The sequence below is a fragment of the Streptomyces sp. NPDC020875 genome, from assembly GCF_040641415.1.
In the GTDB taxonomy this organism is placed as follows: domain Bacteria; phylum Actinomycetota; class Actinomycetes; order Streptomycetales; family Streptomycetaceae; genus Streptomyces.
The window spans coordinates 94,115-117,377 of sequence record NZ_JBFADP010000017.1; the positions used below are offsets into that span (position 1 = coordinate 94,115).

Sequence of the window (23,263 nt, forward strand, 5' to 3'; positions counted from 1 at the left end):
TCAACAGATCTTCCGGCTTTGTCAGCCGCGCTGCCCGGACGGCTTCCGCACCCGCGTCAACCGCCCCGACCAGGCGCGCAGCCGACCCGTCACCCGGTCGGCGAGCCCGTTCCAGCGGGCCGACAGCGCCCAGACCACCCGGACGGAGGAGCGGGGGAGCAGCCGGGCCCGGACCCGGGGTCCACGGCCCGCCCCCGCCGCCAGCCCGGCCCGGATCCGGGCCACCTCGTCCACCAGACCGGTCGCCGGACGCGGCGACGGAGCGTACAGCACCTGCTCCACCGCGTCCGCGACCCGGTGCACGGCAGCGGCCGCCTCCCCTTCCAGCCGGCCCAGCAGCACGATCCGGACGGCCGCCCGGCGGGCCGTGAGGGATTCGTCGGGCGCGATCCCGTGATCCCACGCCGTATCCGTCACCTCCCGCCAGACGAGCAGGGTCCTGGCGGCCGTGTCCTCGTCCGTACGACCTCGGGAGGAGAGGCGCCGGGCCCGCACCCGGGCCCGCCACACCATCGGCAGCAGTGGCAGCGCCGCCACCACCACGACCGCGGCGACCAGCGCTATCAGCCGCCAGGGCGGTCCGCCGGACCCGGTCGCGGCGACCGTCTCGGCCGGGGCGTCGCTCGCGCACTCGCCCCGCTGCCGCCGGTCGGCCGGGCAGGTGTCCTCGGCCGAGGCCGTCGGGGCGGGCGCCCGCGTCGCGGTCTCCGCGGGCTGCGCCGGGGCCGTCGAAGCGTTGTCGGTGGGCAGCTGGGACCGGGTGTACTCGGGGGCGCTGCCGATGCTCGGTGTCGGCTCGAACCGGGTCCAGCCCACCCCCTCGAAGTACAGCTCGGGCCAGGCGTGGGCATTGCGGTTGGTCACCGACATCACCCCGCCGCCACGCGGCGTGCCCGGGGTGAAACCGACCGCGACCCGGGCCGGAATGCCCAGGGTGCGGGCCATGGCGGCCATCGAGGCGGCGAAGTGGACGCAGAAGCCTTCCTTGTCCTTCAGGAAACGGGCGATGGCGCCGGGACCGCTGCCGGAGTTCACCTCCGTGTCGTAGGTGAAGCCGCCGGTGGTGGTGAACCAGTCCTGGATCCGGACCGCCGCCTCGTAGTCGTTCTCGGCGCCCGTGGTGATCTGGCGGGCGGTGTCCTCCACGACCTTCGGGAGCGACGCGGGCAGCCGGGTGTACTCCGAGACGATCGTCGAGGACGGACGCGGTGCCGACGCCAGCTGCTCCGCCGTGGGCCGGACCGCGAGACTCCGTACCGTGTAGTCGATGCCCCGGGTGGTCTGGTCGCCGTCACCGACCAGGGACCGGCCCTTCGGCTCGAACCGCCACCGCCCCTCGACCTCGACACCCGCCGCCGGATAGGGCATCGGCAGCCACTTGTCCTCGAAGGTCACCGCGGCGGTGATGTTGGTCTCGATCTTGTCGGCCCGGACCGATGAACTCAGCCCCTCCGGCCGGGGCAGCTCGTCGGGCAGGGACTCGACCTCGCGCTCCGACGTCAGCCACCGCGACCCGTCGAACCGGTCCAGGGCCAGCATCCGCAGATACAGTCCGCCGGTGTCGTCGGAGTTCGTCCGGTACCGCAGCCACTCCCGCTCACCGGGCTGGTTCAGATTGTTCTGGAGGGACACCATCGGATTGACCGCGTTGATGGTGCCGTTGCCCGAGCCGTCGCCGCTGTTCCGGTCGCCGAGGAGTCCGCCGTCGAGCGCGGGGAGCACGGCGGGCACGACGAGCGCGACGCCAAGGGCCAGCGCCCCGATCCGGCGGCCGGTCCGCACCCCGCCGCGCGGAGCGCCACCCCGGTCGAAGGCGGCCGCCCCGCGCGGCGGGGCCGACGGGGTCCCGGCGAAGACCCGGCCCCACCGGGAGACCCGGTCCCGGCCCTCCGCCAGCAGAAGCAGCAGATAACCGGCGGCGGCGAGCAGGAACCACAGCGCGCTCGCGGCGCCCCCGGCCAGCCCGGCCGCCACCGAGTAGAGGGCGAGCAGCGGCAGCCCGGCCGGGGCGGCGCTGCGGAACGTGACCGCGATCGTGTCGACCATCAGACCGATCACCAATACCCCGCCGACGAGCATCAGCTGAATGCCGTCGGACGCGGGCGCCGGTATCGCGTACCGCTCGATGTCCTGGCCACCGGCGCCCAGCAGCTCACCGAACCGGTTCACCGCGTCGGGCCCCGGGAGCAGCCCCAGCAGCGCCTGCTCCCGGGCGAACGCCAGGGTCAGCAGCACGGCCGCGGCCAGCGCCTGGACGCCGATCGTCAGCGCCGACGGCAGCGGAACCCGCCGCGCCAGCGCCCCCGCGCCGCTCTGGACCGCCAGCAGGAACGCCGCCTGCGCCAGCCAGCCCGGCGAGTCCAGCAGCGGCAGCATCGCGCTCGCCGCCATCAGCGTCGCTGCGTACGCGCAGAGCGTCAGCCGTCCCCGGCCACTCATCCCCGACCCCCAGACGTCATGGCCGGTCCGGCCCCGAAGAGTCCCGGGACGTCACCGGACCCGGCCCGCTCCCGTCCCGCGTGCTGCCACAGCCCGGCCAGCGACGCGCCCGGCGGTACCGCCAGCGCCGTCCAGCCCGCTTCCCGCAGCACCCTCAGCCGCTCCCGCGGCACCCCGCCGGTCCCCGTCTGCCAGGCGTCGCTGTCGAGGAGGAAGACGACGGCGGTCGCGCTGCGCCGCCGCATCCGCGCCATCAGCGCCGCCTGCTCGTGATCGAGATCGCCGACGAAGGCCACAAGCAGTCCCTCCGGGGCACCGCCGGTGCCCCCGGGCTCCCGCAGCGCCTCGTACGCCGCCTCGCAGCCCTCCCGCTCGGAGTGGTCCACGACCGCGAGCAGATCCATCAGCACTCCCACGGAGTCGGCCGACTCCCCGGTCGCGGCCGAGAACCCGGCCGTGGCGGAGTCGGCCGAGACCGCCCCGCCCTCGTCCGTGATCAGCCGGACCGCGAACCCCCGCGCCGCCAGATGCGTCAGTACGGACGCCGCGCCGGAGACCGCCCACTCGAAGGCCGAACCGGGGCCCGAGCCCTGGTAGGCGACGGCCCGGGTGTCGAGCAGGACCGTACAGCGGGCCCGCCGGGGCTGCTCCTCGCGGCGGACCATCAACTCGCCGAAGCGCGCGGTGGAGCGCCAGTGGACCCGGCGCAGATCGTCCCCGTGCCGGTAGGGCCGGGGGATGAGGTCGTCGTCACCGGCGAGCGCGAGGGACCGCAGCCTGCCGTCCCCGTGGCCCGAACCGTCGCCCGTCAGCCGGACCGGCGGCAGCTCCTCCGTCCGCGGGACGACCGTCAGCAGGTCGAAGGCGCTGAAGGAGCGGGTCAGTTCGCAGAGGCCGAACGGGTCCGTCAGCCGGAGCTGGAGCGGGCCGAGCGGATACCGGCCGCGCAGATCGGAGCGGACCCGGTACGACACCTCGCGCCGCCCGCCCGCCTCCATCCGGTCCAGTACGAACCGGGGGCGGGGCCCCAGTACGTAGGGCACATGGTCCTGGAGCATCAGCAGACCGGTCGGCAGCCGCGAGACGTTCTCCATCCGCAGCTGTACCCGGGCCTCCTCCCCGGCCACCACCCGGGACGGGGAGAGCCGCCGGCTGCCCGCGACCCGGTAGCGCGTGCGGTAGAGCACGGCCGCCGCGATCAGCGGCAGTACGGCGAGCAGCAGTCCGACCCGCAGCAGGTCCTCCTGGCCCAGGACATAGGCGCAGACACCGGCCGCGAGCCCGGCGGCGACGAAGGACCGGCCGCGGGTGGTGAGCCCGGACAGGGCGATCCGTACCGCCCCCTTGCCCCGGTCGGCCGGGGCCGGGCCGGGGCCGCTGCCGTCGTCGCCCGGCCCCCGGCCGTCCCCCGCGACGGGGGGCCCGTCGGACATCACAGCCGCCGGTCGCCGGGCCGCTGGCCGTAGAGCGGCGCGGCCCGGCCGGCCGAACCGTAGGCGGCCCGGGCGCCGTCGGCGGTCGGGACCGGGGTCCGCTGCAGGATCTCCAGCACGACCTGCTCGGCCGTACGGCGGTTGAGCTGGGCCTGGGCCGTCGGCAGCAGCCGGTGCGCCAGCACCTGCACCACCAGTGCCTGGACGTCGTCCGGCAGGGCGTAGTCCCGGCCGTTGAGCGCGGCCTCCGCCTTGGCCGCGCGCAGCAGATGCAGGGTCGCCCGGGGGGACGCCCCCAGCCGCAGATCGGGATGGCCGCGGGTGGCGGAGACCAGCTCCACCGCGTACCGCTGGACCGACTCGGCGACATGTACCTGGCGCACGGTCTCGATCAGCTTGATCACGTCATGGGCGTGCGCCACCGGCTGGAGGTCGTCCAGCGGGGAGACCCCGCCGTGGACCCCCAGCATCCGCAGCTCGGCGTCCGCACTCGGATAGCCGATGGAAACCCGGGCCATGAACCGGTCGCGCTGGGCCTCCGGCAGCGGGTACGTGCCCTCCATCTCCACCGGGTTCTGGGTGGCGACCACCATGAAGGGGGCGGGCAGTTCGTACGTCACCCCGTCGACCGTGACCTGCCGCTCCTCCATCGACTCCAGCAGCGCCGACTGGGTCTTCGGCGAAGCCCGGTTGATCTCGTCGCCGATCACGAACTGGGCGAAGATCGCGCCGGGCTTGAACTCGAAGTCGCGCTGCTGCTGGTCGAATATGGAGACGCCCGTGATGTCGGACGGCAGCAGATCCGGTGTGAACTGGATCCGTCGTACCGAGCAGTCGAGCGAGCGCGCCAGAGCCTTCGAGAGCATCGTCTTGCCCACGCCCGGCACGTCCTCGATGAGCAGATGCCCCTCGGCCAGCAGGACGGTCAGCGAGAGCCGCACCACCTCGGGCTTCCCCTCGATCACACTCTCGACCGATCTGCGGACCCGGTCCACAGCGGTGGTCAGATCCGTGAGACCTGCTCGATCGTCATAGGTCGTCACCCGGCCCTCCTCGGCCCGTTCATTCGGACCGGGGACACAACGCCCGGCCCACCCCGAAACAGGCACCCGTCCCCGGCCCGTTCCCCGGGGGGTGCCACAGCAGCATTCTTGTTGTCGTCGGCGCGCCGTGTCACTCGCCTGTGGACAACCGCATGGGTTTTGCCGGGTTGGCCGGGTTTTCCCGTGGCGTCCGGCAGGACACGCGCACACCCCTCACACGTTCTCCACCGGCGAAAGGTTCCGACACCCCTCATCACGGTGGTGAACCGGCCGCGGGGGCCGGATCGAGGGGTGTCGGCGGAGGGCGGAGCGGAGAGCGGGGCGGAGGGCGGAATCCCCTACTGGGGCGCCTCGATCTCCCGCAGCAGACCGCTCTTGACGTCGAAGACGAAGCCGCGCACATCGTCCTTGTGCAGCAGGAAGGGGGAGGTGCGCACCCGGCGCATCGACTGCCGGACGTCCTGGTCGACGTCGCGGAACGCCTCCACGGCCCACGGCGGGCGCTGTCCGACCTCGTCCTCCAGCTCGTGCCGGAAGTCCTCGGTCAGCGACTCCAGACCGCAGCCGGTGTGGTGGATCAGGATGACGCTCCGGGTGCCCAGGGCCCGCTGGCTGATGGTGAGGGAGCGGATGACGTCCTCGGTGACGACGCCGCCGGCGTTGCGGATGGTGTGGCAGTCGCCCAGTTCGAGGCCGAGCGCGGCATGCAGGTCGAGCCGGGCGTCCATGCAGGCGACGACCGCCACCCGCAGTACGGGACGGGCGTCCATCCCGGGGTCCTCGAAGTCGGCGGCATAGCGCTCGTTCGCCCGGACGAGCCGGTCGGTGACCTCGGTTCCGGTCTCCGACGGGCCGGGGGCGGGGTGCGCGGAAGTCGTCATACCGCCGACGGTAACGGCAGGCCGGGCCCCGGGCGCGTCGTGGAAGGGACAAAGAACATCAACGGAGCTTGTTGTGAGGTAACCCACAGTGGGGACGTACCGTCGTCCGGGCGGGCGAACCGGAAGCGCGCCCGGTGGCTCCGCGGGCCCGGCGCCACGCCGTCCACCGGTTGATTGACCGCGATCGGCCGTGGACTAGAGTGACGCGCAGTCCATTGATCCGCCCCGCCGTACGCGCGCCCGGCGGACCGTGGACCGCCGGGGGACCACGGTCCCCGGGGCCTGTACCCCTTCCCCATCCGTACCGTATCCAGCACTGTTTCCCCCGCGTGTGCGGTCTGCGCACGGCTCGGCCTTCCTTACCGCTCGCCGGTCGCACCAGCCCCGCGCCGGACCTGAGAGGGCCCCTTGAGCCAGACCCGACACGTCCCGGTGATGCTCCAGCGGTGCCTGGACCTGTTGGCCCCCGCCCTCGAAGCGCCGGACGGCGCCACGACCCATGTCGTGGACTGCACCCTCGGTCTCGGCGGACACAGCGAGGCGCTGCTGACCCGGTTCCCGGGCGTACGGCTGATCGCCCTGGACCGCGACCCGGAGGCGCTGCGGCTCTCGGCGGAACGGCTCGCCCCGTTCGGCGACCGCGCGACCCTGGTCCACGCCGTCTACGACGAACTGCCCGAGGTCCTCGACCGGCTCGGCGTCCCCCGGGTCCAGGGCGTCCTGTTCGATCTGGGTGTGTCGTCGATGCAGCTCGACGAGGCCGACCGGGGATTCGCCTACGCCCAGGACGCCCCGCTCGACATGCGGATGGACCAGACGACCGGGGTCTCCGCCGCCGAGGTCCTCAATACCTATCCGCCGGGCGAGCTGGTCCGGATCCTGCGGATGTACGGCGAGGAGAAGCAGGCCAAGCGGATCGTCTCCGCGGTCGTCCGCGAGCGGGAGCGGGAGCCCTTCACCACCAGCGCCCGGCTGGTCCAGCTGATCCGTGACGCGCTGCCCCAGGCGGCCAAGCGGACCGGCGGGAATCCGGCCAAGCGGACCTTCCAGGCACTGCGGATCGAGGTCAACGGCGAGCTGAGCGTGCTGGAGCGGGCGGTCCCGGCCGCGGTGGCGGCGCTCGCGGTCGGCGGCCGGATCGCGGTGCTCTCGTATCAGTCCCTGGAGGACCGTCTGGTCAAGCAGGTCCTGGCGGCGGGCGCCGCCACCACCGCTCCGCCCGGCCTGCCGGTGGTGCCCGAGGAGTACCAGCCGCGGTTGCGGCTGCTGACCCGGGGCGCCGAACTGCCGACCGAGGAAGAGGTGGCCGAGAACCGCCGGGCGGCGCCCGCGCGTCTGAGGGGAGCGGAACGCATCCGTGAGGACGCGCGGTGAGTCGTATCCGGTACGGCCCCGGACCGGGCGGCCGACGCCCCGGCCCGGGTGACGTCCGGTTCCGGGGATCCCCGAAGGGGACCGGAGTCCCGGGACCCGGCCCGCTCCGGCGGCCGGATCCCGCCGGAGCGCCGGGACCCACCGGACCCGCGGCGGCCCGGCCCGGCCCCGGCGGCGGACCCGGGCACCCCGCGGACGGCCGACGGCCGTCCGCCGAGACACGGAGCACGGCAGGCGGGAGGCCACGGTGAGCACAGCCGGCAAGCAGCTCAAGGGACGTGCGGCGAGACTCGCCCGGCTGATGCCCGCCGGTCCCAGCACCGCCGCCCGGACCCCCTTCGTCCTGCTCGTCGTGGTCCTCCTCGGCGGCGGTCTGATCACCCTGCTGCTGCTGAACTCGTCCCTCAACGAGGGCTCGTTCGAACTGAGCGAGCTGAAACGCGAGACCACCGAACTCACCGACGAACAGCAGGCCCTGCAACGGGACGTGGACGCCCGCTCGGCCCCCGACGCGCTGGAGAAGCGGGCCGGGGAACTCGGTATGGTCCCCGGCGGCGGCCCTGCCTTCATCGACCCCGACGGCACGGTCAAGGGCGTCCCCGAGCGGGCCTCCGCCCCGCCGCCCGACCCGGAGCCCTCGAACACCGCCGGCGGCCCCTCGCCCGCGGGCGCCGCCGGTCCGCCCGCCACACTCTCCGGCCCCGCCGCTCCCGCCCCGTCCGCCGGACCCGGCACCACCCCGCCCGGCACCCCCGCCGCCTCGCCCGGCACCCCGGTACCGCCGCCTCCGGGCGCCCCCGTACAGCCGACCCCGACGCCCCCCGGCAGGTGACGCAGTGCCTTCCCACCAGGAACCACGCCCGCGCCGCGACGGGCGCGACCGGGACGCCGCGCCCTCCCGCAACCGGGTCCCGGGACCGGCCCCCAGGTCCCCGAGGCCCCGGCCGTCCCGCCCCGCGCCCCGCCGCACCGGCGGCCCCGGGGGACCGCGGGGCCCCCGCGCCCTGCGGCTGGGCTCCCCCCGCCCCCGGCTCCGGCTGGTCGGCTTCGGACTGACCCTGGTCATGCTGGCCTTCGTGGTCCGGCTCCTCCAGGTCCAGGCCGTGGACGCCGAGGCGTACGCGGCCAAGGCCGAGAAGAGCCGCTACCTCAGCGTCGAGCTGGCCGCCGAGCGCGGCGAGATCACCGACCGGACCGGGATCGCCCTGGCCACCAGCGTCGACGCGTACGACATCACCGCCGACCCGAAACTCTTCACCCGCGAGGAGAGCGAGATCGGCGACGCGCCCGAGCAGGCCGCCGCGCTCCTCGCACCCATCCTCAAAGTCCCCGTACCGGACCTGGTGAAGAAGCTGCGGACCCCCAAGTCCCGCTACACAGTCCTGGCCCGCCGCCAGACCCCCCAGGTCTGGAACCAGATCAAGGACCTCAAGGGCGTCTTCGCCGAGAAGGCGCGCGAGGACAAGGTGAAGGGCGGGCCCGGCGTCAGCGTGCTGGCCGGGGTCTTCCAGGAGCGCAGCAGCCGACGCGTCTACCCGAACGGCGAACTCGCCGCCGGGATACTGGGCTATGTCAACGCCGAGGGCCGGGGCGGCGGCGGTATCGAGTCCATGCTCGACCGGCAGCTCGCCGGTGAGGACGGCGAGATCACCTACGCCCAGTCCGGCGGACGCCGGGTGCCCACCGCGGGCGGCACCCGGGAGACCCCGGCCGTCCCCGGCTCCGACATCGAGCTGACCATCGACCGGGACATCCAGTGGGCCGCCCAGAAGGCGATCGGCGACCAGGTCGAGAAGTCCAAGGCCGACCGGGGCTATGTGATCGTGCAGGACACCCGGTCCGGCGAGATCCTGGCCATGGCCAACGCCCCCGGCTTCGACCCCAACGACATCGCCCGCGCCGACGCCGCCGGACTCGGCAACGCCGCCGTCCAGGACGCCTTCGAACCCGGCTCCACCGCCAAGGTGATCTCCATGGCCGCCGTTCTGGAGGAGGGCGCGGCCACCCCCGACACCCATGTGGTGGTGCCCAACCGGCTGCACCGGGGCGACCGGCTCTTCAAGGACGACATCGACCACCCCACCTGGTACCTGACGCTCAACGGAGTCCTCGCCAAGTCCAGCAACATCGGCACCATCCTGGCCACCGGACAGCTGGGGAAGACCCAGGCGGAGGCGAACCGGGTGCTCCACGGCTATCTGCGGAAGTTCGGCCTCGGACGGCCCACCGGCCTCGGCTATCCGGGCGAGACCCCCGGCATCCTCGCCGCGCCCGCCGACTGGTCCACGTCCCAGCAGTACACGATCCCCTTCGGCCAGGGACTCTCCCTCAACGCCCTCCAGGCCGCCTCGGTCTACTCCACCGTCGCCAACGGCGGCGTACGGATCGAACCCACCCTCGTCCGGGGCGCCAAGGGCCCCGACGGACGCTTCACCGCCGCGCCCGCGCCCCGGAAGACCCGGGTCGTGAGCGAGCGGACGGCCACCACCCTGGCCCAGATGCTGGAATCCGTCGTCGGCAACGAGGAGGGCACCGGTACCAAGGCCCGGATCCCCGGCTACCGGGTCGCGGGCAAGACCGGCACCGCCAACCGGGTCGACCCGGAGCTGGGCCGCTACCGCGGCTACACCTCCTCCTTCGCCGGATTCGCCCCCTCCGACAAGCCCCGCGTCACCGTCTACTGCGCCATCCAGAACCCGACCAAGGGCAGCTACTTCGGCGGCCAGATCTGCGGCCCCGTCTACCAGAAGGTCATGACATTCGCCCTGAAGACCCTCCAGGTCCCGCCGACCGGTGACGAGCCCGCCGGGCTGCCCGTCACCTTCCGGCCGGGCGACTGACCCGAACGACCCGGCGCCACCGGCCGCCGGACCACCGAGCCCCGAGGACAACCCCCGTGCCACCAGTGACGACGATCACCCCCGAACCCGGGAACCACGACCCGGGACCGGCCTCTTTTGGCCCCGCGCGCACCGAGCCCGGTACGCTCACCGCCGTGCCCCACCCTGATCAGTACGGAAACACCCCGCAGTCCGCAGCCGCCCCGCCGTCGCAGCCGGGAGCGCCCCGTCCGGACCGGCCCCACCCGACGCCCCTCGCGGAGCTGGCGGCCCTGTTGGGGGTGAGCGCCCCGAACACCCCGGAACCGGTCCTGGTCACCGGCATCACGCACGACTCCCGTGCCGTACGCCCCGGGGATCTGTACGCGGCCCTGCCCGGCGCCCGGCTCCACGGCGCCGACTTCGCCGACCAGGCCGCCAAGCTCGGCGCCGCCGCCGTCCTCACCGACCCGGCGGGCGCCGAGCGCGCCGCCGCCGCGGGACTGCCCGCCCTCGTGGTGGACGCCCCCCGGGCCCGGATGGGCGCGCTGGCCGCCGAGATCTACGGCCACCCGGGCGAAGGGCTCCTCCAGATCGGCGTCACCGGCACCTCCGGCAAGACCACCTCGGTCTATCTGATCGAGGGCGGTCTGCGGGCCGCGGGCCGCCCGGCCGGACTGGTCGGCACGGTCGAGACCCGGATCGGCGGCGAGAGCGTCAAATCCGAGCGGACCACCCCCGAGGCCACCGACCTCCAGGCCCTCTTCGCGGTGATGCGCGAACGCGGTGTCGACGCGGTCGCCATGGAGGTCTCCAGCCACGCCCTCGTCCTGGGCCGGGTCGACGGCTGCGTCTTCGACGTCGCCGTCTTCAACAACCTCAGCCCGGAGCACATGGAGTTCCACACCGACATGGAGGACTACTACCGGGCGAAGGCGGGCCTGTTCACCCCCGCCCGCAGCCGCCGGGCCGTGGTCAACCTGGACGACGAATGGGGCCGCAGGCTGGCCGGTGAGGCGACCGTCCCGGTCACCACCTTCTCCGCCGAGGGCGACCCGGACGCCGACTGGCGCGCCGAAGACGTCGAACTGGGCTCCATGGGCTCCACCTTCACCGTCGTCGCCCCCGACGGGCGGCGGATCCCGGCCGCGTCCCCGCTGCCCGGCGCGTTCAACGTCGCCAACAGCCTTGCCGCCGTGGTCACCCTCGCCACCGCCGGAATCGACCCGGCCACCGCCGCCGACGGCGTCGCCGCCGTCCCCGGTGTCCCGGGCCGGCTGGAGCGGGTCGACGCGGGCCAGCCGTATCTCGCCGTCGTCGACTACGCCCACAAGACCGACGCCGTCGAATCGGTGCTCAGGTCCCTGCGGAAGGTCACCGAGGGCAGGCTGCACATCGTCCTCGGCTGCGGCGGCGACCGCGATGTCACCAAACGCGGCCCGATGGGCGCCGCTGCGGCCCGGCTCGCCGACACCGCCGTACTGACCTCCGACAACCCCCGCTCCGAGGACCCGCTGGCGATCCTCGCCACCATGCTCACCGGAGCCGCCTCCGTCCCGGCCCACGAACGCGGCCGGGTACTCGTCGAGGAGGACCGGGCCGCCGCCATCGCCGCCGCCGTCGCCCGCGCCGAACCCGGCGACACCGTCCTGGTCGCCGGAAAGGGCCACGAACAGGGCCAGGACGTCGCCGGAGTCGTCCGCCCCTTCGACGACCGCCGTGTCCTGGCCGACGCCATCCGCGCCACCACGCCCGAGAACTCCCGGGGATGACCCAGTGATCACCCTCTCCCTCGCCGAGATCGCCGCAGTCGTCGGCGGGCAGCCGTACGACATACCGGATCCGGCCGTCACCGTCACCGGACCGGTCGTCATCGACTCCCGTGCCGTCGTACCCGGCGCCCTCTTCGCCGCCTTCGCGGGCGCCACCGCGGACGGCCACGACTTCGCCGAACGGGCCGTCGCCGACGGCGCATCGGCCGTCCTGGCCACCCGTCCCGTCGGTGTGCCCGCGATCGTCGTGCCCGATGTCACCGCGGCCCTGGGCGCCCTCGCCCGGGACGTCGTGGAACGCCTCGGCGCCACCACCGTCGCCCTCACCGGCTCCGTCGGCAAGACCGGCACCAAGGACCTGATCGCCCAACTGCTGACCCGCAAGGGCCCCACGGTCTACCCGGAGGGCAATCTCAACAACGAGATCGGCCTGCCGCTGACCGCCCTGCGCGCCGACACCACCACCGAGCACCTGGTCCTGGAGATGGGCGCCCGCTACGTCGGCGACATCCGCTATCTGACCGAACTGGTGCCGCCGCGGATCTCCGTCGTCCTCAACGTCGGCACCGCCCATATCGGCGAGTTCGGCGGCCGGGAGAAGATCGCCGAGGCCAAGGGCGAGATCGTCGAGGCGCTGCCCGAGAACGGCGTCGCCGTCCTCAACGCCGACGACCCCCTCGTCCGCGAGATGGCCGCCCGGACCCGGGCCCGGGTCGTGTACTTCGGCGAGGCGCCGAACGCCGCCGTACGTGCCGAGAATGTCCGGCTCACCCGGCAAGGTCGCCCCGCCTTCACGCTTCACACCCCCACCGGGTGCGGCGAAGTGACCATGCGGCTGTACGGTGAGCACCACGTGTCGAACGCGCTCGCCGCGGCCGCCGTCGCCCATGAGCTGGGCATGCCCGTCGACGAGATCGCCAGCGCGCTCTCCGAGGCCGGCACCCTCTCCCGCTGGCGTATGGAGGTCACCGAGCGTCCGGACGGCGTGACGATCGTCAACGACGCCTACAACGCGAACCCCGAATCCATGCGGGCCGCGCTGCGCGCACTGGCCGCGATGGGACAGGACGCGCGCGGCCGGGGGGGACGTACGTGGGCGGTGCTCGGTCTCATGGCCGAGCTCGGTGACGAGGCACTCGCCGAGCACGACGCGGTCGGACGGCTCGCCGTCCGGCTCAACGTCAGCAAGCTCGTCGCAGTCGGGGGCAGGGAAGCGTCCTGGTTGCAACTGGGCGCATATAACGAGGGTTCGTGGGGTGAGGAGTCGGTGCACGTGTCCGACGCACAGGCGGCGGCCGACCTGTTGCGCAGTGAGCTGCGCCCAGGAGACGTCGTGCTGGTGAAGGCGTCCAGATCGGCAGGTCTGGAACGGCTCGCGCAGACGCTGATCGATGACGCGGCGGCGCCCGCGGATGGGCGGGGTGCCGGCCGATGAGGCAGATCCTCTTCGCGGGGGCCATCGGGCTCTTCCTGTCGCTCATCGGTACGCCGCTGCTGATCAAGCTGCTGGCCCGCAAGGGGTACGGGCAGTTCATCCGCGACGACGGCCCGCGCACGCACGGCAGCAAGAAGGGGACGCCCACCATGGGCGGTATCTCCTTCATCCTGGCCACCCTGATCGCCTACGCCCTGGCGAAGGTGTTCACCGGCGGCGAGGTCACCTACTCCGGTCTCCTGGTCCTCTTCCTGATGGCCGGAATGGGGCTGGTCGGCTTCCTCGACGACTACATCAAGATCGTCAAGCAGCGGTCGCTCGGTCTGCGGGCCAAGGCGAAGATGGCCGGCCAGCTGATCGTCGGTATCGCCTTCGCGGTACTGGCGCTCCAGTTCAAGGACTCCCGCGGCAACGCCCCGGCGTCCGAGAAGATCTCCTTCATCACGGACTTCGGCTGGGCCATCGGCCCGGTGCTCTTCGTGGTCTGGGCCCTCTTCATGATCCTGGCCATGTCCAACGGCGTGAACCTGACGGACGGTCTGGACGGTCTGGCCACCGGCGCGTCGGTGATGGTCTTCGGCGCCTACACCTTCATCGGCCTCTGGCAGTTCCAGGAGTCCTGCGCCAACGCCTCGTCACTGACCAATCCCGAGGCGTGTTTCGAGGTACGGGATCCGCTGGACCTCGCCGTGGTCGCGGCGGCCCTGATGGGCTCCTGCTTCGGCTTCCTCTGGTGGAACACCTCACCCGCCAAGATCTTCATGGGCGACACCGGATCCCTCGCCCTCGGCGGCGCGCTGGCCGGTCTGGCCATCTGCTCCCGTACCGAGCTGCTGCTGGCCATCCTCGGCGGACTCTTCGTCCTGATCACCATGTCCGTGGTCATCCAGGTCGGATCGTTCAAGATGACCGGGAAACGCGTCTTCCGGATGGCCCCGCTGCAACACCACTTCGAACTCAAGGGGTGGTCCGAAGTCCTTGTGGTGGTCCGGTTCTGGATCATCCAGGGCATGTGTGTGATCGTCGGACTGGGTCTCTTCTACGCGGGCTGGGCGGCCGACAAGTGAGCAAGCGCGAGGAGTTCGCGGGCAAGCGGGTCACCGTGGCCGGGCTGGGAGTCTCCGGGCTCCCCGCCGCCAGGGTGCTCCACCGGCTCGGCGCGCTCGTCACGGTCGTCAACGACGGCGCCGACGACCGGGCGAAGGCCCAGGCGGCGGAGTTGACGGCCGAGGGCGTCACGGTCCGGCTCGGCGACGGGGACACCCTCCCCGACGGCACCGAGCTGATCGTCACCGCCCCCGGCTGGCGGCCCGACAAGCCCCTGTTCGCCGCCGCCGCGGCGGCGGGCGTCGAGATCTGGGGCGATGTCGAGCTGGCCTGGCGGCTGCGGGAGCCGGGCGCCGCGCCCTGGCTCGCCGTCACCGGGACCAACGGCAAGACCACCACGGTCCGGATGCTCGCGGCCATCCTGGAGGCGGCCGGGCTGCGCACGGCGGCCGTCGGCAATATCGGCGTCTCGCTCCTCGACGCCGTCCTCGCCGACGAGCCGTACGACGTCCTCGCCGTCGAACTGTCCAGCTACCAGCTGCACTGGGCGCCGTCGCTGCGGGCCCACTCGGCGGCCGTTCTGAATCTGGCCCCCGACCACCTCGACTGGCACGGCTCGATGAGCGCCTACGCCGCCGACAAGGGCCGGATCTACGAGGGCAACGAGATCGCCTGCGTCTACAACGCCGCCGACCCGGCCACCGAGGACCTGGTCCGCGAGGCCGATGTGGTCGAGGGCTGCCGGGCGGTCGGTTTCACCCTCGGCACCCCCGGGCCGTCCCAGCTCGGGGTCGTCGACGGCATCCTGGTCGACCGGGCCTTCGTCGAGAACCGGCGGGAGCAGGCCCAGGAACTCGCCGAGATCTCCGACGTCGAGCCCCCGGCACCGCACAACATCGCCAACGCCCTCGCGGCGGCGGCGCTGGCCCGCGCCTACGGGGTGCCCGCGAGCGCCGTACGCGACGGGCTGCGGGCCTTCCGGCCCGACCCTCACCGGATCGAGAAGGTGGCCGACGTCGACGGGGTCGCGTACATCGACGACTCCAAGGCGACCAACACCCATGCCGCCGAGGCGTCCCTCGCGGCCTACGACCCGATCGTGTGGATCGCGGGCGGCCTCGCCAAGGGCGCCACCTTCGACGAACTGGTCGGCCGGGCCGCCGGACGGCTCCGCGGGGCCGTACTGATCGGCGCCGACCGTGCCCTGATCGCCGAAGCCCTGGCGCGACACGCCCCCGATGTCCCGGTCGTGGACCTCGACCGGACGGACACTGGGGCGATGACCGCCGCGGTCCGCGAGGCGGCGCGGCTCGCCCGGCCGGGCGACACCGTCCTGCTGGCCCCGGCCTGCGCCTCGATGGACATGTTCGTCAATTACAACAAGCGGGGCGAGTCCTTCGCGGAAGCGGTCCGCGGTCTCGCCGCCCAGCGCGCCTGACCGGCCCGACCTGTGCGCCGCCGCGCCCCGGCCCGCGGGGTGCGGCGGCGCACCGGGCCCGACTGGAGGGGACAGCGCCGAATGAGCCTGCTGGAGATGTTTCGGCCGCGGTACACGCCGGTGCCCGTGCTCGCCCGCTCCGGAACGGGCGGCGCGGGCCGGGCGCCGCGCGGACGCACCCGGGGGACCGGTGGCACGGGCCGCCCCGCCGGACAGGTCCCGCGCGTCCCGCGCGCGGGCGGCCCCACCCGCTCCGGCGGCCCCTCGGGGCCCCCGCGGGGCCGGGGCGCGCGACGGCTCTACGAACGGGCCCGCCGCGCCTGGGACCGGCCCCTGACCGCGTACTACGTGATCCTCGGCAGCAGCCTGCTGATCACCGTACTCGGCCTGGTGATGGTCTACTCCGCGTCGATGATCAAGGCGCTGGAACTCTCCCTGCCCGGCTCCTACTTCTTCCGCAAGCAGTTCCTGGCCGCCCTGATCGGCACCGGACTGCTGCTGCTGGCCTCCAGGACACCGCTGCGGCTGCACCGGGCCCTGTCCTATCCGCTGCTGGTCGCCACGGTCTGTCTGATGGCGCTGGTGCAGATCCCCGGGATAGGGGTCTCGGTCGGCGGCAACCAGAACTGGCTCTCCCTCGGCGGCTCGTTCCAGATCCAGCCGAGCGAGTTCGGCAAGCTGGCGCTCATCCTGTGGGGCGCCGATCTGCTCGCCCGCAAACACGACCGGCGGCTGCTGGCCCAGTGGAAGCACATGCTGGTACCGCTGGTGCCGGTGACGTTTCTGCTGCTCGGGCTGATCATGCTGGGCGGCGACATGGGCACCGCGATCATCCTCGCCGCGATCCTCTTCGGACTGCTCTGGCTGGCGGGCGCCCCCACCCGGCTCTTCGCCGGGGTGCTCGGCGTCTCCGCCCTGGTCGGGCTGGTACTGATCCGGACCAGTGAGAACCGGATGTCCCGGCTGGAGTGCATCGGCGCCATCGACCTCGGCCCCCAGGGGGAGTGCTGGCAGGCCGTCCACGGGATCTACGCCCTGGCCTCCGGCGGATGGTTCGGTTCCGGCCTCGGGGCCAGTGTGGAAAAATGGGGACAACTGCCGGAGCCCCATACCGATTTCATCTTCGCCATCGCCGGTGAGGAGCTGGGCCTGGCGGGGACGCTGTCGGTGCTCGCCCTGTTCGCGGCTCTAGGCTATGCGGGTATCCGCGTGGCCGGACGCACGGAGGACCCCTTCGTGAGGTACGCCGCGGGAGGTGTGACCACCTGGATCACGGTGCAGGCCGTGGTCAACGTCGGTGCGGTCCTCGGACTGCTGCCGATCGCCGGGGTTCCGCTCCCGCTGTTCTCCTACGGAGGGTCGGCCCTGCTGCCGACCATGTTCGCGATCGGGCTGCTGATCGCCTTCGCCCGGGCCGAGCCCGCGGCGAAGGCCGCCCTGGCGGTACGTACGCCAGGCGTGAGATGGAAGACGATGAGACGGCGCGTCACCAGGCGTCCGTCCGGAGAGCGGTGAATTTCGGTGCATGTCGTACTCGCCGGTGGGGGGACCGCCGGCCACATCGAGCCCGCGCTCGCCCTCGCGGACGCCCTGCGCAGGCAGGACCCGACCGTGGGCATCACGGCACTGGGCACGGAACGCGGCCTGGAGACCAGGCTCGTCCCGGAGCGCGGCTACGAGCTGGCCCTGATCCCCGCCGTACCGCTGCCCCGGAAGCCGACCCCGGAGCTGATCACCGTCCCCGGACGGCTGCGCGGCACCATCAAGGCCGCCGAGCAGATCCTGGAGCGCACCAAGGCCGACTGCGTGGTCGGATTCGGTGGTTATGTCGCACTGCCCGGCTATCTCGCCGCCAAGCGGCGCGGGGTGCCCATCGTCGTCCACGAGGCCAACGCCCGGCCCGGTCTCGCCAACAAGATCGGTTCCCGGTACGCGGCCGGGGTCGGCGTCGCCACCCCGGACAGCAAGCTCCGCGGTGCCCGCTACATCGGCATCCCGCTCCGGCACTCCATCGCCACCCTCGACCGCGCCCGGGTGCGCCCCGAGGCGCGCGCCGCCTTCGGTCTGGACCCGCAGCTGCCCACCCTGCTGGTCTCCGGCGGCTCCCAGGGCGCGCGCCGGCTCAACGAGGTGGTCCAGCAGATCGCCCCGGTGCTCCAGCGCTCCGGAATCCAGATCCTGCACGCGGTCGGCCCCAAGAACGAACTGCCGCGCGCCGAGAACATGCCCGGAATGCCGCCGTACATCCCGGTACCGTACGTGGACCGGATGGACCTCGCGTACGCCGCGGCCGACATGATGCTCTGCCGCGCGGGCGCGATGACCGTCGCCGAGCTGTCCGCCGTCGGGCTGCCCGCCGCCTACGTCCCGCTGCCCATCGGCAACGGCGAACAGCGGCTCAACGCCCAGCCGGTGGTCAAGGCGGGCGGCGGACTGCTGGTCGACGACGCCGAACTGACGCCCCAGTGGGTCCAGGACAGCGTCCTTCCGGTACTGGCCGATCCGCACCGGCTGTACGAGATGTCCCGTGCAGCCGCCGAGTTCGGCCGCAGGGACGCCGACGACCTCCTCGTCGGCATGGTGTACGAGGCGATCGCGGCCCGCCGTTAGGCGTCGCCGCCGCCGGGGCTGGGAGCCAGCCGGAAGGAGACGGGGAGCGTGGCCGGACCGACCACCGCGGACCGCGGGGTGCGCACACCGCCGACGGGACCGCCGGAGCGCCCGCCCGGCCGGCTGGCCCGGATCCCCGGCGGCCCCAGGACCCTGCTGATCGCCCTCCTGGTCCTCGCCCTGGCCGGCGGGGTGCTGTGGGCCCTCTACGGCTCCTCCTGGCTCCGGGTCCGTACCGTCGAGGCCACCGGGGTCCGGGTGCTGACCCCGGAACAGGTCGTCGAGGCGGCCCGGGTGCCGACCGGCGGGCCGCTGGTCTCCGTGGACACCGACGCGGTCGAGGCCCGGCTGGCCGACCGGCTGCCCCGGATCGATTCGGTCGTGGTCTCCCGGTCCTGGCCGGACGGGATCGTCCTCGACGTGGTCGAACGACGGCCCGTCCTGGTCCTGGAACAGGGCGCGCGGTTCGTCGAAGTGGACCAGAAGGGCGTACGGTTCGCCACCGTCGACCGGGCGCCCGGAGGCGTACCCCGGCTACGCCTGGAAGCGTCCGGATCGCCCAGTCTGCGGCGGTTCGGCGCGGACCGGCTGGTCGCCGAGGCGGTCCGGGTCCGGGGCGAACTGCCGCCGAAGGCCGCCGCCGACCTCCGTACCCTGGTGGTCCGTTCATACGACGACATCACCGCGGAGCTGGCCGGGGGGCGGAGCGTCTTCTGGGGCGGCCCCGAACAGGGCGAGCAGAAGGCCCGTGCCCTGACGGCGCTCATGAAGGCCGCGCCGAAGGCCCGCGAGTACGACGTCAGCGCTCCCACCGCACCGGCGGTGTCCGGGAGTTGACGCACAAATGCCCAGGCCCGGCCCCCTGGGTGGTGCGCGCAACGGCTGATCACATAGGGTGAAAAGAAAAACGGGACGTTCGGCGTGTTCATTGAACGCGCGCCACGTGTCGACTTAGTGTCCTGTTCGGAGGAGTCCAGGGAACGGACACACAGATAACCCTAAACTTCAACGTTAGGGTTCGGGTCGGCGCTCCGGACCGTCCCATCGGCATCCGTCGCCGGGGTGCGCGACCGCACCACGGCAACACATATTTTCGAGGCGAGAGGCCTTCGACGTGGCAGCACCGCAGAACTACCTCGCAGTCATCAAGGTCATCGGTGTCGGCGGCGGTGGTGTCAATGCCATCAACCGAATGATCGAGGTCGGCCTCAAGGGCGTCGAGTTCATCGCGATCAACACGGACGCCCAGGCGCTGTTGATGAGCGACGCCGACGTCAAGCTCGACGTCGGCCGGGAACTCACCCGCGGGCTCGGCGCCGGGGCCAACCCGGCCGTCGGCCGCAAGGCCGCCGAGGACCACCGGGAGGAGATCGAGGAGGTCCTCAAGGGGGCCGACATGGTCTTCGTCACCGCGGGCGAGGGCGGCGGCACCGGCACCGGCGGCGCGCCCGTCGTGGCCAATATCGCCCGCTCCCTGGGCGCCCTGACGATCGGTGTGGTGACCCGCCCCTTCACCTTCGAGGGCAGGCGCCGGGCCAACCAGGCCGAGGACGGCATCGCCGAACTCCGCGAAGAGGTCGACACCCTCATCGTCATCCCCAACGACCGGCTGCTCTCCATCTCGGACCGCCAGGTCAGCGTGCTCGACGCGTTCAAGTCGGCCGACCAGGTACTGCTCTCCGGCGTCCAGGGGATCACCGACCTGATCACCACCCCGGGTCTGATCAACCTCGACTTCGCCGACGTCAAGTCCGTGATGTCGGAGGCCGGATCGGCGCTGATGGGCATCGGCTCGGCGCGCGGCGACGACCGCGCGGTGGCCGCGGCCGAGATGGCCATCTCCTCGCCGCTGCTGGAGGCGTCCATCGACGGTGCCCGCGGGGTGCTGCTCTCCATCTCCGGCGGTTCCGACCTCGGTCTCTTCGAGATCAACGAGGCGGCCCAGCTGGTGAGCGAGGCCGCCCACCCCGAGGCGAACATCATCTTCGGCGCGGTGATCGACGACGCGCTGGGCGACGAGGTCCGGGTCACCGTGATCGCGGCCGGATTCGACGGCGGCCAGCCGCCCGCCCGCCGTGACACCGTACTCGGCTCGTCCTCCGCCAAGCGCGACGAGCCCGCCCCGGCTCCGTCCCGTCCGGCCGAGTCGGCCGTCCGCTCCGGCGGCCTCGGTACGGTCCCGGTCCGGGACGAGTCCCCGGCCCCCGAGCCGGTCCCGGTCCGCGACGAGTCCCCGGCCCCGGCGCCGCAGGTCCCCTCGACCCGTTCCTACAGCGACACCTCCGCCGAAGAGCTGGACGTGCCGGACTTCCTGAAGTGACCGTGGGGCACGACGCGATAGACGAGAACGGCGCGCGCTTCGCCTTCACCGACCGGTGGGGCGGGGTGAGCGCCGTTCCGTACGAGGAGCTGAACCTCGGCGGCGCGGTCGGCGACGACCCGGCGGCCGTCACGGCCAACCGGGCGATCGCGGCGAAGTCGCTGGGGCTCGACCCGGCCCGGGTGGTCTGGATGAACCAGGTCCACGGCCGTGATGTGGCCGTGGTCGAAGGCCCTTGGGGCGAGGGCCCGGTGCCCTCGGTGGACGCGGTGGTCACCGCCCGCCCGGGGCTGGCGCTCGCCGTACTGACCGCCGACTGCGTTCCGGTACTGCTGGCCGATCCGGTCGCCGGGGTCGCCGGGGCCGCCCACGCGGGCCGACCCGGGATGGTGGCCGGCGTGGTGCCCGCGACGGTGGCGGCGATGGTCGCCCTCGGAGCCCGGCCCGAGCGGATCACCGCCAGGACCGGACCGTCCGTATGCGGTGGTTGTTACGAGGTCCCCGACACGATGCGGTCCGAGGTCGCGGCGGTCGAGCCCGCCGCCCGGGCCACCACGAGGCGGGGCACCCCGGCCGTGGACGTCGCCGCCGGAGTCCATGCCCAGCTGGCCCGGCTCGGGGTCACGGACCGTCAGGACGCGGGTGTCTGCACCCTGGAGTCCGCGGACCACTTTTCGTACCGCCGGGACCGCACCACCGGGCGGCTCGCCGGATATGTCTGGATCGAGCGGCCGGACGGGCCCGGGAGGGAAGAGACATGACGGATCGCCGGTCCGAACTGGCCGCGAACCTGGCGGCGGTGGAGGAACGTATCGCCGCCGCCTGCGCCGCTGCCGGGCGGAAGCGCGAGGAGGTGACGCTGATCGTCGTCACCAAGACCTATCCCGCGTCCGACGTACGGATCCTGCATGAACTCGGCGTACGCCACGTGGCGGAGAACCGCGACCAGGATGCCGCGCCCAAGGCGGAGGCGTGTGCCGATCTCGATCTCAACTGGCACTTCGTCGGTCAGTTGCAGACCAACAAGGTCCGTTCGGTGGTGCGTTATGCCGATATGGTGCACTCGATCGACCGAGTAAGACTTGTCACAGCGCTCTCCGCCGCCGCCGAGCGGGCCGGCCGCGAGGTCGGCTGTCTGATCCAGGTCGCCCTCGACGCCGAGGAGGGGGCCGCGCGCGGTGAGCGCGGCGGTGTGGCGCCCGGCGGAATCGAGGAGTTGGCCGCCGCGGTGGCCGCCGCGCCGGCGCTCAGGATCGAAGGACTGATGACGGTCGCGCCGCTGACCGGGCCGTATGCCGGCCGGCCGCGAGCCGCGTTCGAGCGGCTGAGGGAATTCTCATCGGACCTGCGCGCGGGGCGTCCTGCTGCGAACATGGTCTCCGCGGGAATGAGCGCGGACCTCGAGGAGGCCGTGGCCGCGGGTGCGACACATGTACGCGTCGGCACTGCGGTACTCGGAGTCCGTCCCCGGCTCGGGTAACGTCGCGAAGCAAGTCGGACCACAGCAGAAAATATGGTCATTCCCGCCAAAATGCGGGCGTGACACGTGGATCGCGGACACTTGGTGACACTGCGACATCGGCGACAAGGCGATCCACCACAGAGCGGAGGACTCAGAGCATGGCCGGCGCGATGCGCAAGATGGCGGTCTACCTCGGCCTCGTGGAGGACGATGGGTACGACGGCCGGGGCTTCGACCCCGACGACGACTTCGAACCCGAGCCGGAGCCCGAGCGGGAGCACCGGCGGCATCAGCCCCCGCATCAGATGGAGCGGGAGGAGCCGGTGCGAGCGGTGCAACCCCCCGCGCCGCGCGAGCCGGTGGCGCATATCGCGACCCCCATGGCCGCCGAGAGCGCGCGCCCGGCCCGTATCGCCCCCGTGGCGTCCATCACACCCGAACGTCCGAGCCTGGAGAAGAACGCGCCGGTGATCATGCCCAAGGTCGTGTCCGAGCGGGAGCCGTACCGCATCACCACTTTGCACCCCCGGACCTACAACGAGGCCCGTACCATCGGGGAACACTTCCGTGAGGGCACTCCGGTGATCATGAATCTGACGGAGATGGACGACACCGACGCGAAGCGACTTGTCGACTTTGCCGCCGGACTCGTCTTCGGCCTCCACGGGAGTATTGAACGGGTGACCCAGAAGGTCTTCCTCCTGTCGCCTGCTAACGTCGATGTCACGGCGGAGGACAAGGCCCGTATCGCAGAGGGCGGATTCTTCAACCAGAGCTGAGAACGCGTCATCGGGACGACCCCGGCCGAGGAGGCCGGACCGCGAGAGCACAGGGGAGAGGGAAGCACGGCATGGGTGTCGCACTACAGGTGGTTTACATCGCGTTGGTGTGCTTCCTGGTCGTGCTGTTCTTCCGATTGGTCATGGACTACGTCTTCCAGTTCGCTCGTTCATGGCAACCCGGGAAGGTGATGGTGGTCGTCCTTGAGGCCACCTACACTGTCACCGATCCACCGCTCAAGCTTCTTCGGCGGTTCATCCCGCCGTTGCGTTTCGGGGGCGTGGCACTCGACCTGTCCTTCTTCGTTCTGATGATCATCGTCTACATCCTGATCTCCGTCGTAGGACGTTTCGCGGGGTGAAGGGGGTAACTGTGGACGATACGGTCTTGCCGACTGCCGACGACTACGT

Annotated in this window: 19 protein-coding genes; 15 read left to right on the forward strand and 4 right to left on the reverse strand. The window is 72.4% G+C overall.

Annotated features, from left to right (window positions below; all coding sequences use genetic code 11):
• Positions 1-21 precede the first annotated feature (21 nt).
• From AB0G74_RS12410 to AB0G74_RS12425, 4 genes are all read right to left on the reverse strand, one after another.
• Complete coding sequence (locus tag AB0G74_RS12410; RefSeq protein WP_361144071.1) at positions 22-2,439, reverse strand: DUF3488 and transglutaminase-like domain-containing protein; 2,418 nt, start codon at positions 2,437-2,439, stop codon at positions 22-24.
• Positions 2,436-3,872 carry a DUF58 domain-containing protein gene (locus tag AB0G74_RS12415; RefSeq protein ID WP_361144074.1) on the reverse strand — a complete coding sequence of 479 codons (1,437 nt, stop codon included), beginning with the start codon at positions 3,870-3,872 and terminating at the stop codon, positions 2,436-2,438. The genes AB0G74_RS12410 and AB0G74_RS12415 overlap by 4 nt, the downstream gene beginning before the upstream one ends.
• On the reverse strand, positions 3,872-4,915 hold the full coding sequence (locus AB0G74_RS12420) for a MoxR family ATPase (protein WP_361144076.1): 1,044 nt from the start codon (positions 4,913-4,915) through the stop codon (positions 3,872-3,874). The genes AB0G74_RS12415 and AB0G74_RS12420 overlap by 1 nt, the downstream gene beginning before the upstream one ends.
• A 338-nt stretch (positions 4,916-5,253) precedes the next feature.
• Positions 5,254-5,796, reverse strand: a complete 543-nt coding sequence (locus AB0G74_RS12425) for a carbonic anhydrase (RefSeq protein WP_361144079.1) — start codon at positions 5,794-5,796, stop codon at positions 5,254-5,256.
• A 408-nt stretch (positions 5,797-6,204) separates the two neighbouring features.
• On the opposite strand from AB0G74_RS12425, the gene rsmH reads away from it, so the two are divergent.
• From rsmH to AB0G74_RS12500, 15 genes are all read left to right on the forward strand, one after another.
• On the forward strand, positions 6,205-7,170 hold the full coding sequence (gene rsmH / locus AB0G74_RS12430) for a 16S rRNA (cytosine(1402)-N(4))-methyltransferase RsmH (protein ID WP_361144082.1): 966 nt from the start codon (positions 6,205-6,207) through the stop codon (positions 7,168-7,170).
• Between the two features lie 301 nt (positions 7,171-7,471).
• Positions 7,472-8,002, forward strand: coding sequence for a cell division protein FtsL (locus tag AB0G74_RS12435; protein WP_361144166.1), 531 nt, complete (start codon positions 7,472-7,474; stop codon positions 8,000-8,002).
• Between the two features lie 4 nt (positions 8,003-8,006).
• Positions 8,007-10,010, forward strand: coding sequence for a penicillin-binding protein 2 (locus tag AB0G74_RS12440; protein WP_361144085.1), 2,004 nt, complete (start codon positions 8,007-8,009; stop codon positions 10,008-10,010).
• Positions 10,011-10,075: 65 nt separating this feature from the next.
• Positions 10,076-11,761 carry a UDP-N-acetylmuramoyl-L-alanyl-D-glutamate--2,6-diaminopimelate ligase gene (locus AB0G74_RS12445; RefSeq protein ID WP_361144169.1) on the forward strand — a complete coding sequence of 562 codons (1,686 nt, stop codon included), beginning with the start codon at positions 10,076-10,078 and terminating at the stop codon, positions 11,759-11,761.
• A gap of 4 nt (positions 11,762-11,765) precedes the next feature.
• A complete protein-coding gene (murF, locus tag AB0G74_RS12450) occupies positions 11,766-13,196 on the forward strand; it encodes a UDP-N-acetylmuramoyl-tripeptide--D-alanyl-D-alanine ligase (protein WP_361144088.1) in 1,431 nt (476 codons plus the stop codon).
• A complete protein-coding gene (gene mraY, locus AB0G74_RS12455; RefSeq protein ID WP_361144091.1) occupies positions 13,193-14,263 on the forward strand; it encodes a phospho-N-acetylmuramoyl-pentapeptide-transferase in 1,071 nt (356 codons plus the stop codon). The genes murF and mraY overlap by 4 nt, the downstream gene beginning before the upstream one ends.
• Complete coding sequence (gene murD, locus AB0G74_RS12460; RefSeq protein ID WP_361144094.1) at positions 14,260-15,681, forward strand: UDP-N-acetylmuramoyl-L-alanine--D-glutamate ligase; 1,422 nt, start codon at positions 14,260-14,262, stop codon at positions 15,679-15,681. The genes mraY and murD overlap by 4 nt, the downstream gene beginning before the upstream one ends.
• A gap of 81 nt (positions 15,682-15,762) precedes the next feature.
• On the forward strand, positions 15,763-17,196 hold the full coding sequence (ftsW, locus tag AB0G74_RS12465) for a putative lipid II flippase FtsW (protein ID WP_361144097.1): 1,434 nt from the start codon (positions 15,763-15,765) through the stop codon (positions 17,194-17,196).
• A 6-nt stretch (positions 17,197-17,202) separates the two neighbouring features.
• A complete protein-coding gene (murG, locus tag AB0G74_RS12470) occupies positions 17,203-18,291 on the forward strand; it encodes an undecaprenyldiphospho-muramoylpentapeptide beta-N-acetylglucosaminyltransferase (RefSeq protein WP_358823770.1) in 1,089 nt (362 codons plus the stop codon).
• Positions 18,292-18,339: 48 nt separating this feature from the next.
• Positions 18,340-19,128, forward strand: a complete 789-nt coding sequence (locus AB0G74_RS12475) for an FtsQ-type POTRA domain-containing protein (protein WP_361144101.1) — start codon at positions 18,340-18,342, stop codon at positions 19,126-19,128.
• A 277-nt stretch (positions 19,129-19,405) separates the two neighbouring features.
• Positions 19,406-20,611 (forward strand): cell division protein FtsZ, encoded by a 1,206-nt coding sequence (gene ftsZ / locus AB0G74_RS12480; RefSeq protein ID WP_361144103.1) that lies wholly within the window; start codon positions 19,406-19,408, stop codon positions 20,609-20,611.
• Positions 20,608-21,372, forward strand: a complete 765-nt coding sequence (gene pgeF / locus AB0G74_RS12485) for a peptidoglycan editing factor PgeF (RefSeq protein WP_361144107.1) — start codon at positions 20,608-20,610, stop codon at positions 21,370-21,372. The genes ftsZ and pgeF overlap by 4 nt, the downstream gene beginning before the upstream one ends.
• Complete coding sequence (locus tag AB0G74_RS12490; RefSeq protein WP_361144110.1) at positions 21,369-22,091, forward strand: YggS family pyridoxal phosphate-dependent enzyme; 723 nt, start codon at positions 21,369-21,371, stop codon at positions 22,089-22,091. The genes pgeF and AB0G74_RS12490 overlap by 4 nt, the downstream gene beginning before the upstream one ends.
• Positions 22,092-22,231: 140 nt before the next feature.
• Positions 22,232-22,852 (forward strand): cell division protein SepF, encoded by a 621-nt coding sequence (gene sepF / locus AB0G74_RS12495; protein ID WP_361144113.1) that lies wholly within the window; start codon positions 22,232-22,234, stop codon positions 22,850-22,852.
• Positions 22,853-22,923: 71 nt separating this feature from the next.
• Positions 22,924-23,214 (forward strand): YggT family protein, encoded by a 291-nt coding sequence (locus AB0G74_RS12500; RefSeq protein ID WP_358823764.1) that lies wholly within the window; start codon positions 22,924-22,926, stop codon positions 23,212-23,214.
• The last annotated feature ends 49 nt before the right edge of the window (positions 23,215-23,263 follow it).

What these genes read in the sequence shown, in the direction of transcription:
- AB0G74_RS12425 (WP_361144079.1), bottom strand. Translation starts at nt 5,796, where the DNA reads ATGACGACTTCCGCGCACCCCGCCCCCGGCCCGTCGGAGACCGGAACC.
- ftsW (WP_361144097.1), top strand. Translation starts at nt 15,763, where the DNA reads ATGAGCCTGCTGGAGATGTTTCGGCCGCGGTACACGCCGGTGCCCGTG.
- AB0G74_RS12410 (WP_361144071.1), bottom strand. Translation starts at nt 2,439, where the DNA reads ATGAGTGGCCGGGGACGGCTGACGCTCTGCGCGTACGCAGCGACGCTG.
- AB0G74_RS12435 (WP_361144166.1), top strand. Translation starts at nt 7,472, where the DNA reads ATGCCCGCCGGTCCCAGCACCGCCGCCCGGACCCCCTTCGTCCTGCTC.
- AB0G74_RS12500 (WP_358823764.1), top strand. Translation starts at nt 22,924, where the DNA reads ATGGGTGTCGCACTACAGGTGGTTTACATCGCGTTGGTGTGCTTCCTG.
- mraY (WP_361144091.1), top strand. Translation starts at nt 13,193, where the DNA reads ATGAGGCAGATCCTCTTCGCGGGGGCCATCGGGCTCTTCCTGTCGCTC.
- AB0G74_RS12490 (WP_361144110.1), top strand. Translation starts at nt 21,369, where the DNA reads ATGACGGATCGCCGGTCCGAACTGGCCGCGAACCTGGCGGCGGTGGAG.
- AB0G74_RS12415 (WP_361144074.1), bottom strand. Translation starts at nt 3,872, where the DNA reads ATGTCCGACGGGCCCCCCGTCGCGGGGGACGGCCGGGGGCCGGGCGAC.
- sepF (WP_361144113.1), top strand. Translation starts at nt 22,232, where the DNA reads ATGGCCGGCGCGATGCGCAAGATGGCGGTCTACCTCGGCCTCGTGGAG.